The sequence below is a fragment of the Streptomyces sp. NPDC059037 genome (genome assembly GCF_042740015.1).
In the GTDB taxonomy this organism is placed as follows: Bacteria; Actinomycetota; Actinomycetes; order Streptomycetales; family Streptomycetaceae; genus Streptomyces.
The window spans coordinates 27,492-43,937 of sequence record NZ_JBHYIG010000014.1 but is presented as its reverse complement, the minus strand read 5'-3'; the positions used below and the strand labels follow the sequence as shown (position 1 = coordinate 43,937).

The 16,446-nt window shown below is 69.8% G+C and carries 10 protein-coding genes and 2 pseudogenes; 7 read left to right on the top strand and 5 right to left on the bottom strand.

The features are described 5' to 3' along the window. Positions 1 to 2 precede the first annotated feature (2 nt). A pseudogene (locus ACFWY6_RS05340) lies at positions 3 to 1,062 on the bottom strand (PP2C family protein-serine/threonine phosphatase). A gap of 157 nt (positions 1,063 to 1,219) precedes the next feature. Here ACFWY6_RS05340 and ACFWY6_RS05335 point away from each other — a divergent pair. Continuing rightward, positions 1,220 to 1,744: a nitroreductase family deazaflavin-dependent oxidoreductase gene (locus ACFWY6_RS05335; protein WP_384686591.1), complete on the top strand. Its 525-nt coding sequence runs from the start codon at positions 1,220 to 1,222 to the stop codon at positions 1,742 to 1,744. A gap of 89 nt (positions 1,745 to 1,833) precedes the next feature. Here the strand turns inward: ACFWY6_RS05335 and ACFWY6_RS05330 are convergent, their stop codons facing one another. After that, a complete protein-coding gene (locus tag ACFWY6_RS05330) occupies positions 1,834 to 3,354 on the bottom strand; it encodes a potassium/proton antiporter (RefSeq protein ID WP_384686589.1) in 1,521 nt (506 codons plus the stop codon). A 43-nt stretch (positions 3,355 to 3,397) separates the two neighbouring features. After that, positions 3,398 to 3,856 (bottom strand): CBS domain-containing protein, encoded by a 459-nt coding sequence (locus tag ACFWY6_RS05325; RefSeq protein WP_384686587.1) that lies wholly within the window; start codon positions 3,854 to 3,856, stop codon positions 3,398 to 3,400. A gap of 372 nt (positions 3,857 to 4,228) precedes the next feature. On the opposite strand from ACFWY6_RS05325, the gene ACFWY6_RS05320 reads away from it, so the two are divergent. From ACFWY6_RS05320 to ACFWY6_RS05295, 6 genes are all read left to right on the top strand, one after another. Then, positions 4,229 to 4,627, top strand: a complete 399-nt coding sequence (locus ACFWY6_RS05320) for a hypothetical protein (protein WP_384686585.1) — start codon at positions 4,229 to 4,231, stop codon at positions 4,625 to 4,627. After that, entirely contained in the window at positions 4,624 to 5,922 is a 1,299-nt protein-coding gene (locus ACFWY6_RS05315) for an SLC13 family permease (protein WP_384686583.1), read from the top strand. The genes ACFWY6_RS05320 and ACFWY6_RS05315 overlap by 4 nt, the downstream gene beginning before the upstream one ends. A gap of 843 nt (positions 5,923 to 6,765) precedes the next feature. After that, positions 6,766 to 7,692, top strand: a complete 927-nt coding sequence (locus ACFWY6_RS05310; protein WP_384686582.1) for a CBS domain-containing protein — start codon at positions 6,766 to 6,768, stop codon at positions 7,690 to 7,692. A gap of 131 nt (positions 7,693 to 7,823) precedes the next feature. After that, entirely contained in the window at positions 7,824 to 8,210 is a 387-nt protein-coding gene (locus ACFWY6_RS05305; RefSeq protein WP_384686580.1) for an ATP-binding protein, read from the top strand. A gap of 180 nt (positions 8,211 to 8,390) precedes the next feature. Continuing rightward, positions 8,391 to 9,449 carry a PP2C family protein-serine/threonine phosphatase gene (locus ACFWY6_RS05300; RefSeq protein ID WP_384686578.1) on the top strand — a complete coding sequence of 353 codons (1,059 nt, stop codon included), beginning with the start codon at positions 8,391 to 8,393 and terminating at the stop codon, positions 9,447 to 9,449. A 95-nt stretch (positions 9,450 to 9,544) separates the two neighbouring features. Then, complete coding sequence (locus ACFWY6_RS05295) at positions 9,545 to 10,324, top strand: hypothetical protein (RefSeq protein WP_384686576.1); 780 nt, start codon at positions 9,545 to 9,547, stop codon at positions 10,322 to 10,324. Between the two features lie 7 nt (positions 10,325 to 10,331). Here the strand turns inward: ACFWY6_RS05295 and ACFWY6_RS05290 are convergent. Then, positions 10,332 to 11,389: pseudogene (locus ACFWY6_RS05290) on the bottom strand (PucR family transcriptional regulator). Positions 11,390 to 11,466: 77 nt separating this feature from the next. Then, entirely contained in the window at positions 11,467 to 16,302 is a 4,836-nt protein-coding gene (locus ACFWY6_RS05285) for a DNA repair ATPase (protein ID WP_384686574.1), read from the bottom strand. Positions 16,303 to 16,446 lie beyond the last annotated feature (144 nt).

Genomic DNA, 16,446 nt, shown 5'->3' with positions numbered 1-16,446 from the left:
CGTCACCGGTAGCGCAGCAGCATGGCCGCGTCGTCGTGCAAGGGGCCGCTGGCGTGCCGTACCACGTCCTCGCGCAGCGCCTCGAGCGCGGCCTCGGCCTCGGGGCTCTTGAGCAGGCCGGCCCGCTCTTCCAGGGGGAAGAAGGTGCCGTCCGCGTCGCGGGCCTCGGTCACGCCGTCGGTGTAGAACAGGAGTTGATCGCCCGGGGCGAAGTCGACGCGGCAGGAGCGGGGTGGCTCGCCTCCGTGCGTGCCCAGGCCGAGCGGAAGTGCGTAGGCGGGCGGGCGGGCGGGGGAAGTCGACGCAGCCGTCGGAGCGTACGAGCATCGGGGCCGGATGCCCGCAGTTCAGCAACACTGCGGCCCGCTCCTCGACCCGCGCCTCGGCGAGGACCGCGGTCACGAACTTCTCGCCGTTCGCCTCCCGGGCCACACTGCGCTCCAGACGGGCGGCGAGAGCGACCAGGTCCGGCTCGTCGTGCGCCGCCTCACGAAAGGCGCCCAGCACCAGCGCCGCCGTCTCCACCGCGGCAAGTCTCTTGCCCTGCACATCTCCAACGATCACCCGCACGCCGTACGGGGAGGCCACGACCTCGTACAGGTCACCACCGATCCGCGCCTCCGCGACCGCGGAGGTATAGGAGACAGCGACCTGCAGCGGTCCCGCGCTCCGCGGCACCGGGCGCAACAGCACCCGCTGCGCCACTTCGGCGATCGAGCGCACACTGGCCAGTTCCACCTCGCGTCGCCCGCGCATCACCGCGGCCGTGACACCCGCAGCGGTCACCCCCACCACGGACGCCATCGCCGTATAGCCGCGCCGGCTGTCGAAGAGACCGTCGTACGCACCGAGCCCCACGCACAGCAGCAGCGCCACGACTCCAATCAGCGCGGTGCGCCGCCACGTACCGATCAGCCCGGCGAAGGCAGGCCCGAGCGACACCAGCGGGAGGAACCCCACCCCGGGACCGGCCGTGAGGTCCACGACGGTCACGACCGCCATCACCACAACCGGCAACCAGGAAAGGACGACGCGTCCCTCCTCGTGCTCCGCAGTAGTCATGGCGCTCCCGGCAGTGTCGTCACAAGCTGCGAGCCGCCTTCGCCGAGCGACCCTCCCTCACATTTAGACTATGCAAAGATTGCACCCACTAAGGGAAGAAGCAGGACGCTCGTTATCCGATCGATTCCGACACGCGGCCCCCAAGAAGGGCGACGCCATGACGGCAGAACAGCGCGCCACGGACCGGCAACCACCCCTGCGGCGGCCCCAACTGCCGCGCGGATGGCGGCGACGCCTGGCCCGCCTTCCCGTCGGCCTCTACCGCGTGGGGCTCGGCTTCCTGTTCGGCAAGCGCCTCCTGCTCCTGCACCACATCGGACGCGTCAGCGGGCTCGACCGGACCGTGGTCCTGGAGGCCGTCGCCCACGATCCCGAGCAGGGCAGTTGGACCCTCGCATCCGGGTTCGGCCCCACATCCGCCTGGTACCAGAACCTCCGCAAGACGCCCAAGACCTCGATCCAGGTCGGCAACCGCCACCACGCCGTCACCGCCCACTTCCTCACCGAGGCCGAGGGCGGCGAGATCATGGCTCGCTACGCGCCGCTCCATCCACGCGCGGCAAGGCGCCTGTGCGCGTTCGTGGGCTTCGACGTCGACGGCAGCGTGGAGTCATACCGCCAGGCAGGCCGCCAGATCCCCTTCGTGCGTCTCGACGCCGCGCCCGACCGGCCGCTGCCGTGATACCCGACGCAGCATCCGAGTCCGACGACGGGTGGCAGCCGTTCCCCTCGGACACGAGCAGGCCATCCGTCGCTCCGCCCCCAAAGCAGTCACGTCCTGTCGACCGGTACGTCGAGCTCGCCGTGTTCGCCGAACCAGCGGGCCAGTTTCCCTCGTCGGCCGATCGCCCGTAGACGCCGTTCCGCACGGTCGCGTACGGCAGACGTGGTCACCAGCAGGAGTTGATCGCGCGCGCGGAGCACGGTGTCACCGTGAGGGACGAGGCTGGCGCCGTCACGGACGATCAAGGTGACCACGGTGGGTGGGGGTAGGCGCAGTTCGAAGACGGCCACCCCCTGAAGCTTCGAACCTTCCGGGACGGCCACGGTGAGCAGGTCGGCATCCAGTACGTCCAGCGGTGCCGTCTCGACCTGGATCTCGCGTAGCGCACCGGGCCGGGTCAGGCCCAGCAGACGTGCCATGGCGGGGAGGCTTGGCCCCTGGACGAGGGTGTAGGTGACGACCAGGACGAACACGATGTTGAGTACGTCGCGTGCCCCGCTGACGCCTTCGACGATGGGGAAGGAAGCCAGCACGATCGGTACCGCACCGCGCAGTCCGGCCCACGAGATGAAGGCTTGCTCTCGCCACGGAATTCCGAAGGGCAGCAGGCACAGCAGGACTGACAGGGGCCGGGCGGCCAGGAGCAGAACCAGACCGACGCCGAGGGCCGGCAGCACGGCGTCGGGCAGCTCGCTGGGGGTGACGAGCAGCCCGAGCATGACGAACAGCCCGATCTGCGCCAGCCATCCCGCCCCTTCGGCGAAGGAACGCGTGGCGGCGCGGTGCGGTAGGTTCGAGTTGCCCAGCACCAACCCGGCCAGATAGGCGGCGAGGATGCCGCTGGCCCCGATCACCCCGGCGGCGGCGAAGGCAGTGACGCCCAATCCGACCGTGGCCAGCGGATAGAGCCCGGTGGCGGGCAGGGCGATATGCCGGAGCGCGGCCACACCGGCTCGCCCGACGAGTACGCCGAGCACACCGCCCACGGTCAACTGATAGACCAGCGTCCCGGCCAGCGAGCCCGGGCTCGGCAGGCCCTCGGCGGCGCCACTACTGAACACGAGCACCAGGATGATCGTGGGAGCGTCATTGAATCCTGACTCGGCTTCCAGCAGGCCGGTGACCTTCCGCGGCAGCGGCACAGCCCGCAACACGGCGAAGACCGCGGCGGCATCGGTCGAGGAAACGATCGCCCCCAGCAGCAGAGCCGGCGTCCAGTCCACGCCGAGCAGCAGATGCGCACCCACGGCGGTGACCAGCATGCAGATGCCGACACCGGCGGTCGCCAGCACGCCGGCCGGCGCCAGCAGACGGCGGATGTCGCCCCAGGCGGTGGTCAAGCCTCCGTCGACAAGGATGACGGCCAGCGCGGCCGTGCCCAACGACTGGGCGAGTTGCGCGTCGTCGAAGTCCAGCCCGATCCCGTCCTCACCGACGAGGACCCCCACAGCGAGGAACAGCAGCAGACTCGGAAGGCCAAGACGGCCGGCCAGACGGGCACCGGCGATGCTGGCCAGCAGAATGAGGGAGGCGATGAGCAGCGACAGATACAGCTGCGGCAACGTCACCGGGCCCTGCCCCTTCCCCCGAAGCCGGCGGTCAAAGCCCCACTCACCGCGGGGTAAGCAAGTGCTCCATGAGGCGGGCCGCCGTGATCGCGCCAGTCGTGCGCGTGCCACGGCCGTCCGACTCCACGACCGCCACCAGAGGTGTGTGCGTACGCACCATCAGCGCGGCAATCTCCATCGCGCTGGCACCAGGCCCCACCACGGTGGGCAGAATGCGGCGTGGCGGCAGCCACTGCGCCACCGTCATGCCGCTCAGCTGTTCGGTGAGCATCTCAAGATCGGTGTCCCCGGCCTTGACGGCCAACGACGGTTCGTCGAGCACGAAATCGGGCACCGCCACCCTCAGCAGCTGCGATCCCGGCACGATCGCGTAAGGCCGCTGATCACGGTCGAGAACGAGCAGCGCGGGCAGCTTGCGCTCGACGAACAGACGGGCCGCGTCGACGGCATCATCATCCGTGCTCACGGTCGGGTACGGCTCAGCCAGGTCATGTGCGCGCATCTGCGGGCTCCTCACCGACCAGCCGAAGACCCCACACCTCGAGCGAGGTGAACTCCAACTGGACATGCGATTGTTGGGATTTTCCGACCGCCGACCAGACTTCCCGGCACACCACCGAGGACTCTACTGCCACTCCGCGTTCGCTTGGCAACTCATCGTTACTGGTGGTGGGTTTCTCGGCCGCCGCAACGCCCCCGGTAGTCGTGCACTGCTCTCCCTGCAGCTGCGGGACCCCAGCGGACGAATCGCCCGCTCATTGCGCGTCAAGGTCTGTCAAGGGGGCGTAAAGCCCGTGTAGGGTCCGCCGTGGAGTGCCGGGAAGCCTGGTCGGCGATGCAGGGACAAGTCTCTTCGCCGATCGAGGTGTTGATCATGCTGGCTGTTCAGTCGCCTGCGGCGGGCGCTGCCATCCGGGAACTCACCGGTGCCGCGAAGGACCGCACGGCCACTGCCGGCGAACTGCGGGCCCCTCCGCCTCGGAACAGCTGCCCTTCGCCCGCCTTGGCCACGACCGTGGCCAAGGCTGAGCACTATCCGCGGGTCAGCACGGCCGACGATGCGACGAGCGCCCGGCCGCTGGCCGATCACCGGCTCCCGGCTCTGCACGTAGTCGACTCCGACGGCCGACCGTACGCCACAGTGCCAGGGTCCGAGCTGGTGGGCCTATTGGTTCCCGACGACATACAGGAGGAACCGGCCGGCGGACGGATCCGGCTCATCGGCGCCATCACGGCTGCCCGCCTGGCGGAACAATTCATCGGAGAATCGTGAACGACTGGGACAGCTGGGCGGCCATCGCCGTATTCGTCGGCGCGTACGCGCTGATCATCAGCGAGAAGATCCACCGGGTCGCCGCGGCGCTCGGCGGCGCGGCACTGATGTTGGCGATCGGCGCGACCGACGACAAATCGGCCTTCTACTCCGAACATTCGGGCGTCGACTGGAACGTCATCTTCCTGCTGATGGGCATGATGATGATCGTCGGGGTACTGAAGAGGACAGGGCTGTTCGAGTACCTGGCCATCTGGTCCGTCAAGCGCGCCAAAGCGAAGCCTTTCCGAGTGATGGTGATGCTGGTCGTGATCACCGCCGTGGCCTCGGCACTCCTGGACAACGTCACCACGGTGCTGTTGATCGCCCCGGTCACCTTCCTGGTGTGCGAGCGGCTCGCGCTGCCGGTGGCGCCGTTCCTGATCGCCGAAGTTTTGGCCTCCAACATCGGCGGTATGGCCACCCTGGTCGGCGACCCGCCCAACATCATCATTGCCAGCCGGGCCGACCTGAGCTTCAACGACTTCCTCGTCCACCTGGCCCCGCTGTCCGCAGTGCTGGTGCTGGTGCTGATCGCGCTGTGCCGCTTCATGTTCCGCAAGACCTTCGTCTACGACGAGGCCCGCGCCGAAGCGATCATGGAACTGGAGGAGCGCGAAGCGATCCACCACCCACGCCTGCTCATCCAGGGACTGGCCGTCCTGGTGCTGGTGATGGCGGGATTCGTGCTGCACCCGGTGCTGCACTACGAGCCCAGCGTCGTCGCCCTGCTCGGCGCCGGACTCCTCATCGCCATCTCCACGGTCGAGACCGGGGAAGTCCTCCGTGAGGTCGAGTGGCCCACCCTCGCCTTCTTCGCCGGACTCTTCATCATGATCGGCGGACTCATCGAGACCGGCGTCATCGGCGAGATCTCCACAGCACTTGCCGACACCATCGGCGGCAGCGAACTGGGCGGCTCCATGTTGCTCCTCAGTGCCTCCGCCAGCCTCTCCGGCATCATCGACAACATTCCCTACGTCGCCACCATGGCACCCATCACCAGCGACCTGGTCGAATCCATGGGCGGCTCCGGCCCCCACATCATGTGGTGGGCCCTGGCCATCGGCGCCGACCTCGGCGGCAACGCCACCGCCATCGGCGCAAGCGCCAACGTCGTCGTCCTCGGCATCGCCGAACGCAACCGACAGCCCATCAGCTTCTGGCAGTTCACCAAATACGGCCTCGTCGTCACCGCCGTCACCGTGACCATCTCAGCCGGCTACGTGTGGCTGCGCTACTTCGCCCTCGCCTGACCGGTGCACCGCAGGGCTCAACTCCGGTCACCGCAGTCCGGAAGCAGTGAACACGCCCCGGCCCGTCTCACCGTCAACCCGCCGTGCCAGCTGCTCCAGCACTCTCGCCCCGCACAACAGGCTCCCACTCTCATGGGAGTGACGAGCTCCCCGCTCCAGCAGGTGCCAGAGCATGGGATTGGCGGTGAGCACCCGCGGGTCCAGGACCATCCGATTACCGCGTGTATCACTCAGAACGAGCCGTTGCGCCACGCCGTCCCAAACCCTCACTGCTGTCAGCAAGTTCGTATGCACCCACCGCGTACGGAACAGCCCCCGCGAAGACATCCAGCCCTCGCCCGCGCGCACTCGGCGCGGCAACAGCACGACACAGAGCAGACACCCCAATACACCCCACAGGCCGACCCGCATCCCCGACAAGTGCCCGCTCCCCCAGTCGAGCAGCACCAGCGCCCCACACAGCACCACGCCTGCACCCACAGCGCACCGCAGCTCATCTGACCAGCCGCGATCCTGCGCGAGCACGACGGCCGCCCCCTCGCCGCGACCGCTCTCCGGTGGGGCTGATCGCCCGAATCGCCGTCCCATACCGCCCACGGTAGGAACTCCCCCGCCTCCTGTCCCTACTTGCGACGGGAATCGGGCGACCGCTTCACCCAGATGATCAGCCACCCCACCGCGACCGCGTTCACTGAAGTCGGCGCAGATCCGCAACTTGTCGAAGCTCTCCAACGAAGGGTTGCCCTGTGCAAGGATGGCCCGGGGAGGACCTGTAAAGGACACTCCTGGAGCGCCGGGAAGTCTGGTCGGCAACCTGTTCCGAGCTGCATACGGGAGCCGCCGATGTTCGCCGCCGACCTCGCCAACCCATGCCAGACCGTGGATGTCGACTGCGACGCTGTGGTCGCGGCGCGTCTGCTCGCCATCAGCCCGGAACCGTATCTGGTCCTTGTGGACTCGGCCGGTGAGCCATGTGGGCTCGTCCAGGCTCAGGAAGTTCTCCGCCATCTGCTGCCGGAATCCTTGACCGTTCATGCCGGGCTGATCTCCCTGTCGGGGCCCTTCGCCCAGGTCCAGCGAGACCGTGCACTGGGCGGCAGATCACTCGGCGATCTGCTTCCTGGGCCACGTCAGCCACTGACTGTCGCCCCCGACAGCGACGTCTCCCAGGTCTTCATCCGGCTGACGCGTACGGACAGCCCCGCGGCCGTCGTCCTTGACCGCACCGGGGGGCGCCCGCAGGTCTGCGGGATCGTCACAGCGCAGCGCCTGCTGCGTGTCCTCCTTGAGGAACGCGGCCACCGTCACGATGAACTACAGGACTCTGTCTCGGCGGTGCTGACCGCCTCCCGCCTCCTGGTCGCCGTGTCCGCCCGCTCCTTGGCCGAGGTGGAGGAGACCCTGACTCTCCTGCAGTTCCGGCTGATGGTCGTCCTAGGGGTCAACGAATCAGCGACGGCGCCGCACCTGGCCGACCTGCTGGGGGCAGAGGAGAGGGTCGTTCGGCGCCTCATGGGCACTTTGAACTCCTCCGGCCTGCTCCAGCCCTCTGTACAGCGGCGCGACGACGCCGAAACGGCTGTCGTGTTGTCGCCGCGCGGACAAGACCTCGTGCACAACGTCACCCGCCGCCGGATGGAGGCCATCACCCGCATCCTGGAGTCGATGCCGGACGTTCAGCGCGCCGCTCTCGTTCCGGCGCTGCGCTCGTTCGCCAAAGCGGCGGGTGAGCCCTCGGTCGAGCTGCTCGCGGCGACCCTGCAAGTCTGACCGGGGTGCTGTGTGCCTGCGACAAACACCCAGGGATTCATTTTGCATAATGCAAGGGTTGAAAGGGCCGCGCCATCGTGGTGACAGGATTCGTCTGGCCCACCCGGAGCGACAGGCGAGAGGGAGGGACCATGTACGCGGGCAGGGCGTTCGAGGGAAGGACCGCAGCGGCAGCGGAAGCCCGCGCGGTGGCCACCGATTTCCTCGACGAGGCACGTGGGAACGGTGTGCCGGTGCCCATAACGGCCCAGGGAACGGTCTGGTTCGTGGTGTCCGAGCTGGTGGCCAACGCGGGTCGGCATGCTGCCGGGCCCTGCGTCCTGGAACTGGAGCTGAGCGAACAGGTCCTGGAGATCAGCGTCTGGGAAACGGCCCCCACCCTCCGCGAGCCGACGGACTCCGCCCGGGCACCGAGCAGGAAGCGCGGTCTGGAGGTCATTCGCGAGCTGTGCCTCGCCGTGGCCGTGGAACGGAGCGCGGGCGGCAAACGAGTCCGGGCCCGGGTACCTCTCTCGTGAGGGGCAGAGCGATCGACTCCGCCTCCGACAGCCCAGCGCCGCAAGCCTCGTCCGGTGGCTGCGATCCGATATCGGGCAAGCCACCGGGCGCTCCCGCCGGACAAATCCTCATAGAGCACACACCGAGGGGGGCGCCGTGGAAGGCTGCTCGTCGCCGAAGGAGCACCACGGGAGCGCGCCATGACCGACAGTAAGCCGCCGCACCTCACCGCTCTGGCGGTCCTTCCCTTCGTCGTGATGGTGATCGTCACCGCCGTGGATGTCGGCGCCGGTCCGGGCGTGGGCTATCTGCCTCTGGTGTCGCTCGGTCCCGCCTTCGCGGGCCTGGTCGGCGGCTGGCGGCGTACGGCGCTCATCGGGGCGTCGGCTCTGCTGCTGTGCACCGCACTCGGCATCTACAACGAGTCCTACTCGCAGCGCCGCCTCTACACCGCGATGGCCTCGGTGGCAGGGGTGACCGCGGCAGGGATCGCGGCGGCGATGATGCGCCAGCGCCGAGAGGCCGAACTGGCCAGCGTCCGCTCCATCGCGGAGGTCGCCCAGCGGGTGCTGCTGCGGCCGGTGCCACGCAGCGCCGGGCCCCTTCGGATCGCCTCTTCGTACACCTCCGCTGTCGCCGAGGCCCGCATCGGCGGCGACCTGTACGAGGTCGTCGTCTCCCCACAGGGAGTCCGCGTCATCGTGGGCGACGTCCAGGGCAAGGGCCTCGATGCGGTGGAAACCGCGGCTCTCGTCCTCGGCGCGTTCCGCGAGGCAGCGCACGAGGAACCGGATCTGACGAGCGTCGGCGCCCGCGTGGAGCGTGTGGTCAACCGCGAGCTGCAGGGAGAGAAGTTTGTGACGGCGATACTCGCCGAGGTGGCCGACCGGCACACGATCAAACTGCTCAATTACGGCCACCCTGCACCCATGGTCGTACGGCCGAACGGCACGACGCGCTTCCCCGAACCGCCCCGATACGCGCTGCCACTGGGTCTGGGCCTCCTTGCCGCCGCGGGACCTGAGCCCTACGAGACGGACTTCGCACCGGGCGACCAAGTCCTGCTCTACACCGACGGCGTCACCGAGACCCGAGACCGCACCGGCGCCTTCTATCCACTCGGGGAGCACTCCTTCCTGCTCAAGGACCCAGATCCGGAGGCTGCTCTTCACGCAGTCCGCGCCGAGCTCGTACAGCATGCGGAGGGGCCGCTACACGATGACGCGGCGATGCTGCTGTTGCGCTACCAGGAGCACTGAGCAAGTCAGTCGAAGGGTTCGGCCGGGCGCTGATCCGCCGGTCGGTAGACGGGCGGATCTTGCCGACCGGTCGCCGAGCGGGCCATGCTCGTCCCATGGTCCGCATCAGTCACTCGGTGACCGTCGCCGCCGTTCCGCGCTCCTGGACCCACCAAGCCCTTTCCCTCTTCTACGGGTTGGCGCGTGAGACGCACACCGAGAAGGAGGAGGTGCTGCTGCCCGGGAACGGGAACCGTGCCGTGCCCGGCCTGCGGCTCGTGCAGGGCCGGCATCTTTCACCAGGGGCGGTGTACGAAGTCGACGACGCCGAGCAGGCGCAGGTGCGCGTCACGGTGCGGGAGTTCGACCGGAGGTCGGCACTGCGGGTGGAATGCGTCGTCCGGGATGAGGAGACGGGTTCGCTCACCGTGCTGGAGTGCTCGCTCACGAGCGTCGACCGGCCTCACAGAGCCGAGATGAGGGGCAGTTTGCTCCTCGGCGGCAAGTGGCGGTCACTGGCCAAGGCGACGGGCGGAGCCGAACTCGGTCTGGAGAATTGGTGGGCATCGGCAGCGGGCAGGCGTTCGCATGCCCCGGCCCTTCGAGGCCACCTGGATCACCGCCTCGCCAAAGCCACCGTACGGGCAGTACCCCGCCCCTGCGACGATGGGCGATGGGACATGCGGGTCACGTTGTCGGTACGAGGCCGCTCGCTCCTGCGCCCCTTGGTCTCCGCCGGACTGCTGCTGACCCGCCGACCACTCGGCCGCGCCCTGGCCGATCTGTTGGACGGCCTGGCCCGGCAGTGGAACGAGCACGTTCCGCACGCCACGGCTCATCAGGACATGGGGCAGCTGCGCGAGCGATTCCTGGCCCGGGCCACCGACACCGCATGAGTACGGCTCAGAACCGCTGGTTCGGCCAGTCGAGCAGGCGGGCGCCGATGGCCGCGGTCTGGAGGGTGTAGCGGTGCACGGGGTCGGCGGGGTTGGCGCCGGTGAGCTTGTGGATACGCTCCAGGCGGTATGTCAGGGCACGCACGCTGAGGGAGAGGCGGCGGGCCGATTCCGCTGCCACGCAGCCGGAGTCGAAGACTGTGGCGAGGGTGTCGATGAGCGGCTTCGCTCCGCCGCGGGCTCGTTGGAGCGGGCCGAGGGTGTTGACCACCAGGTCGGCCATGGCCTGCCGGTCGCAGGTGAGGACGGGGTAGACCAGGAGCTCGGCGGCCCGCAGTACGGGGGCATCGAATTCCAGGCGGTGGGCCAGGTCGAGGGCGTTGAGGGCTTCCTCGTAGGAGTGGACGACGCCGCCGGGGCCGGGCTGCGGGCGGCCGATGGCGACGCGGCCTCCGTCGGTGGCGGCGTACGCCTGCTTGGCGAAGTGGGCGAGGACCTCGTCCTGGTCGCCGGGGGCGATACAGATCAGGCGGCCGTCCTTGGTGGTGAGCAGGATGCTGCGGTCCCCGAACCGGCTGATGAGGGCGCGTTCGACCTCGCGGGGCACGGCGTCGCCTTCGTCGTACGGGGTCTCGCCCTGGGCGACGGCGACGGCATGCTGTGGGACAGGCGCAGCCCGAAGCGCTCCGCGCGCTGAGCGAGCAGGCCCAGGTCGCTGCGGTCGTAGAATAGATCGTCGATGAACTCCCGCCGGGCGGCGACCTCTTGGCGTAAGGCCAGACGCTGGGCGCGTTCGTAGCCCTCGGCGAAGGCGTCCACCGCCTGCTCGACGGCGGCCAGCACGCCGTCGGCCGAAGACGGATTGGCGGGCCACTCAGCCCTGGTCGCGGCCAGGTGAGCACCGATCAGTTCGCGTAGGCCGTGGCCTGCCTCCGCCGCGCGCTCACCCAGCACGCGGCGCGAGTTCAACTCGTCACGCGTCAGTCGGCGTCCGGTCGCCGAGGCGTCGGCGAGGATACGGGCGTACCCCTGCAGATGTTCGTCATGTTCGCCGTGGTTGGCCATGTCAGTCCCTGATCGGTTGGTCGTACGCCGACGTCGCGGATGAGCGGAAGGGGTGGTGCGCGTCGACGGAAGCATTGTCATGGGCGACTGGCGTGCCGGGCCGCCGGGTTGGCGAGTGCGTGGCGTGGGTCTGTGGCGCGGGTGATGGCGGTCTCGACCGAGGCGACCCGGTCGGCGAGAAGATCTAGTGCGGCGACCGCGCGGACCAGCGAGTCCTCTTCGGGGCCGCCGAGCACGGTGGCCCTGACATGGGTCGCCTTGATTTCGGCCCAGCGTTCCGACTGCTCCCGGGTGAGCGTGCCGCGCAGCTCCGCCAGTTTCAGCAGGTTCGCCTCGGTGCCGGTGGTGAGGGTCTGGGCCTCGCCCGTGTAGTGGTCGTCGATGAGGGCGGCGAGTTCGGTGTCGTTCATGACGGGGTCGATCCTGGCGGCGATCTTGTTCATGTTGCGGTAGGAGCCCTGGAGTTGGAAGGGCGGTTCGGTACGGGTGGTGTCCGTCTGGCCCGCGGACGCGATGTAGGCGGCATTGACCGCGAGGACGGTCGCACGCGCGGTGAGCAGGTGCCGAAGGACAGCGACGATGCGCTCCACTTCGGCGGGGGCGTAGGGGTGGGCGAGCCGGTCGGGGCGCGCGGCGGGGTCGTTCTCGGCGATGCGGATCAGGAGGTCGAGGTCGGCGCGGTCGCGCCCGGCGAGCGGGGCGAGGACCGGGTTCGCGGTCAGGGCGTTCTCGACGAAGCTGTCGGCGAAGGCGTCTTCCTTGCCGGTCAGGACGTCGCCGAGGTTCCAGACGTCGGCGCGGTTGGCGAGCATGTCGGGGACGCGGAAGCGTCCGCCGGACTCGGTGTAGGGGTTGCCCGCCATGCAGACCGCGAAGCGCTTGCCCCGCAGGTCGTACGTGCGTGACGTGCCGTTCCAGACGCCTTCCATGCGGCGCTGGGCGTCGCACAGCGAGATGAACTTCTGCAGCAGCTCGGGCGAGGTGTGCTGGATGTCGTCGAGGTAGAGGAGAACGTTGTTGCCCGCCTCCAGCGCAAAGTTGACCTTGTCGATCTCCTGGCGTGCGGTCGCGTTCGGGGCTTCGGCGGGGTCGAGGGAGGTGACGCCGCGGCCGAGCGCGGGACCGTTGACCTTGACCAGGACGAGACCGAGGCGGTCGGCGACGTACTCCATGAGCGTCGTCTTGCCGTAGCCGGGCGGCGAGACGAGCAGCAGCAGCCCGCCCGAGCCGCCGAACTGCTTGCCGAGGCTGTCTCCGATCAGCGGCATGTAGACCTCGTCGATGAGGCGGTTGCGGACGAAGGTGGACATGACCTTGGGTCGGTACTCGTCCAGGCGCAGCCGCCTCCGTTCGCCCCCGACCAGTGCGGTGCGCCGGGCCTGGTAGGCGCGGAAGCCCGGCACGGTGTCGGCGCGGAAGTCGCGGGTGCGGGCGAGGAGTTCATCGATGCGGACCGTGAGGCGGCGCCCTTCGATGCGGGGGTGGGTGCCGAGGAGGCCCTCGATGATCTCGGCGTGCGGGGCCGCGTGCTCGTAGCGCTCCAGGTCCGGGCAGAGTTCGACAGCGACCGCTTCCGCCAGGTCACCGTCGCTTTCTCCGGTGGTGGCGGTGTACGCGTGGAGCCATGCCTCGACGAGCTGGCGCCGTGCGTGCAGGTTGGTGATGCCGGCCAGGTCGGCCTCGTAGGCCGGGCCGTCCACCCTACGGCGGAACTTGTCGAGCAGCGTGCGGGTGGACTCCGTGGTGACGAATCCGGCGGGCCCGGTGGTGAGTTCCTCGAAGAGGTATGCGGCGGCCGGTGCGCCGATCCGCTGGGCGAGCTCCGCGCACAGGTCGTCGATGGCGGGTGCGAGCCCGAAGGTGTCGCGGGCGCGGGCCAGGGACACCGCGCGGCGGGTCCAGAGCTCGCGCTCCGCGGGACCCGTGTCGTGGGTCCAGAACAGCTGTGCCGTGGCGCGTGCTTCGGGCGTGTGGCGCAGCGGGCCCGCCGCGGTGTGCAGGCGCAGGAGCGCGCCGAGGATCAGTGTCGCGTCGTGGTCGTGGACGCCCCTTTCGTAGCCTTCGTCGTACGCCGCCTCCGCCGCCGCGTGCACGAGTGCGGCCAGGTCGTCGCTGTCGATGAGGGCCTGCGCGCCCCGCTCGGACAGGAGGCGGGCTGCCAGGTGTTCGGCGCGGTAGACCTCGGCGGTCTCGGACGGCAGGAGCTGGTCCCAGTAGGGGCGCAGCTCGGCGAAGGCCAGGTCGGTCACGGGGGCGCGGTAGTCGGTGCCGGTCAGCGCGAAGGCCATGCCGTCGCCGTCCGCGGTCGGGACGAGCGTCAGGTCGAGGGGCTGGGTGTTGACCGCGAAGCGATGGCGGCCGAGGCGGATGGTGTCGCCGCCGTCCGCGTACAGCTCGGTGCGGTCGCGTAGGGCGCGGGCGGCTTCCTGGCGGGCGGACTCGAGGCGGCCGGTGAGCTCTTCGGCCCGTACCTGGTCGTCGAGTTCGCGCAGATCGTCGATGGTACGGCGCACCTTGGCGACCATCGGGTCAGAGGCGAAGTACGTGTTGATCTCATCGGCGGAGACGAGCGTGGCCAGGCGGCGCGCGACCGTGTCGAGGACGCGGGCGGCAGAGCCGGCGAGGCGTTCGGCGTGCCGGGCGCGGGTGTCGGCAAGGGTCTGCTTGCGGGCGGCGAACGCCTCGTAGACCTCGGTGCGCTTGGCGTCGAGGGCGGCGAGGAAGTCGTCGGAGTCCGCGAACCGGCCTTCCAGGTTCTCCAGTTGGAGGAGGAGGCGGGCGAGCTGGTCGTCGCAGGTCTCGGGGGTCGTGGCGGCGGCGAGTGCGCCGGTGACGGCCTGACCGAGCAGGGAGAACTCGGCGGCGAACTCGGCCCGCCCCTCGTGCGCGGTCAGTTCGCGGCGGCGGGCGTCCAGCGTGGCGCGGGCGCGGTTGACGCCCGCGAGGACCTCGGCGATGCGCTCAAGGATGGCGGTGCGGACGGTGGCGTCACCGATGTCGAGTCCGGCGACGACCTCGGTGACGGTCTGGAGCTGCTCCGTCAGCTGCTGGAGCCGGTCCGTGAGGGGCGCCGCCTCGGCGACCGTGGCCAGCGCGTCGGCGTCGGTGGTCAGTTGCTCGATGTCGGCGTGGTACGCGGCGAAGGCGTCCGGGCGTTCCAGGAAGGCGACGGCGCGCTGCCCGGCCGACGCGATGTCGCCCGACAGATTGCCGGCGAGGGAGTCGATGCGGTCCCCGTCGGCGTACCGCATGTCCTTCAGGGTCAGCAAGTGGCCCTGGGCGCGGCGAAGTTCGGTGATGCGCTCCACCCATTCGGGCGCGGCCCGCGGGGCCTCACCGCGGATGCGGCGGACGAGCGCGGCGATGCGGGCGGCCGATTCGGCGAGTGCCTCGGCGGCCTGCCGGGTCAGGGCTTGCACGGCCTCGAACTCGGCGAGGACCTGCTCCGCGGTGGCACGCACGGCGTCCAGTGGGGTCCGTAGGTCCCCCAACTCGCCGTTGCCCAGCCAGTGGTAGGAGTCGGCGGCCCGTACGCAGGACGCGGCGAGCGCCTCGTAGACCTCGGCGGTGTGTGTGGTCCCGGTGACGGCGCGGGCGATGGAGAGGCAGTCCGAGATGCCGCGAACGAGGTCGGCGTTGCCGATGCGGGCCAGGGGCCCCTCCCCCGCCGGCTGGGCGGCGGCGTGGGTGTCCGATACGTACGGGGACTGCCACAGCTGCAGCGGGTGGACGCGGGCGGGTTCGTCGGAGTCGGCGCGCAGCACGGCCAGCGTGCCGTCGTCGAAGAGCGCGTAGCCGTGACAGGAGAGCGGGGTCGCCACCTCCTTGCGGATCATGTTGTACGGCAGGAGCAAGCTGCGGCCTTCCACGCGCGCGTGGAAGGCGAAGAGCACGTCCTCGCCGTTGGGTGAGCGCACCGTGCGCTCGTACTCCAGGCCATCGGTGTCGAGCGCGTCGAAGGTCTTGTATGTGCCCGTGGCCAGGTAGTAGCCGCCGGGGAAGACGATGCCCTGGTCCTCGGGCAGGCGGCGGCACGCCTGCCCGATGCCGTCGAGGCGGACGACGGTCTTGGTCAGGGTGTTGAAGACGAGGTGGCGCCAGACGTGCTCCTTGTAGGGGCGTACGCGCAGCAGGATCAGCGCGCCCACGCGCGCGTGCGCCATGTCCGCGTCGGCCAGGGACTGCAGCGGCTCGTCGACCGGCTCGGCATACACGCCGTCGCCCGTCTCGGTGTTGTCCTCGACCTTGACGGTCAGGGTGCCGCCGCCGGTCGCCACGAAGAGGTCGCCGCCAATGGAGACGTGCGGGTGCCGACCCAGGACGTGATCCTCGCGGGTCGCCTCGGTCCACTCGAAGTCGTGGGACGGCGGGAAGACGTGGTCGCGCTCGCCGCGCGCGTCCAGGAAATCCGCCCGCCCGTCGGTGGACAGCGCCCAGCGCAGGACCCGGATGTCCTCGGTCCTCTCGCCGGTCTGGAAGACGGCCAGCACCTTGCCGTCGGTGTGCCGGAGCTGGAGGAGCCGGGCATCGCGGTAGTAGCGGAAGAGGGCGGCGAATTCGCGGGCGAAGGCCGGGGCGTCCAGCAGGCCGGGGACAGCGTCGTCGGGGAGCCGGTTCAGGTCGCGGTCGTACAGTGCGAAGACATCACCGACCCCCGTCTCCGGGTTCGCACCGAGGGGGACGGCGTGGCCCAGGAGCAGGGATTCTCCGACGGCTATGACGTCGCGCGGCAGGCACGGCTGCTCGGTGCGGATGCTTTCGGTGCCGACGAGGGTCAGCTCGGTGGAACCGAACGCGTCCACCCGCCGGTCGTTGAGGGCGGTCGCGCGTTCCGCCAGTTGCCGGGCCTGGGCCGTGAGGCGGTCACGCAGCACGTCGTACGTACCCGCGTCCAGACCGGTTCCACTCTCCATGGCCGGCTTCCTTTCCTGGTCCTGTAAGTCCGGTGCCCGTCTGCCCGGCGTATGCGGACGGGAGGAGGGCGGGGGCCCGCCCCCCCCCGGCGCGGCCCCCCCCCGGGGGGTGGGAGACCCGGGGGGGGGCGGGGCGGGGGGGGC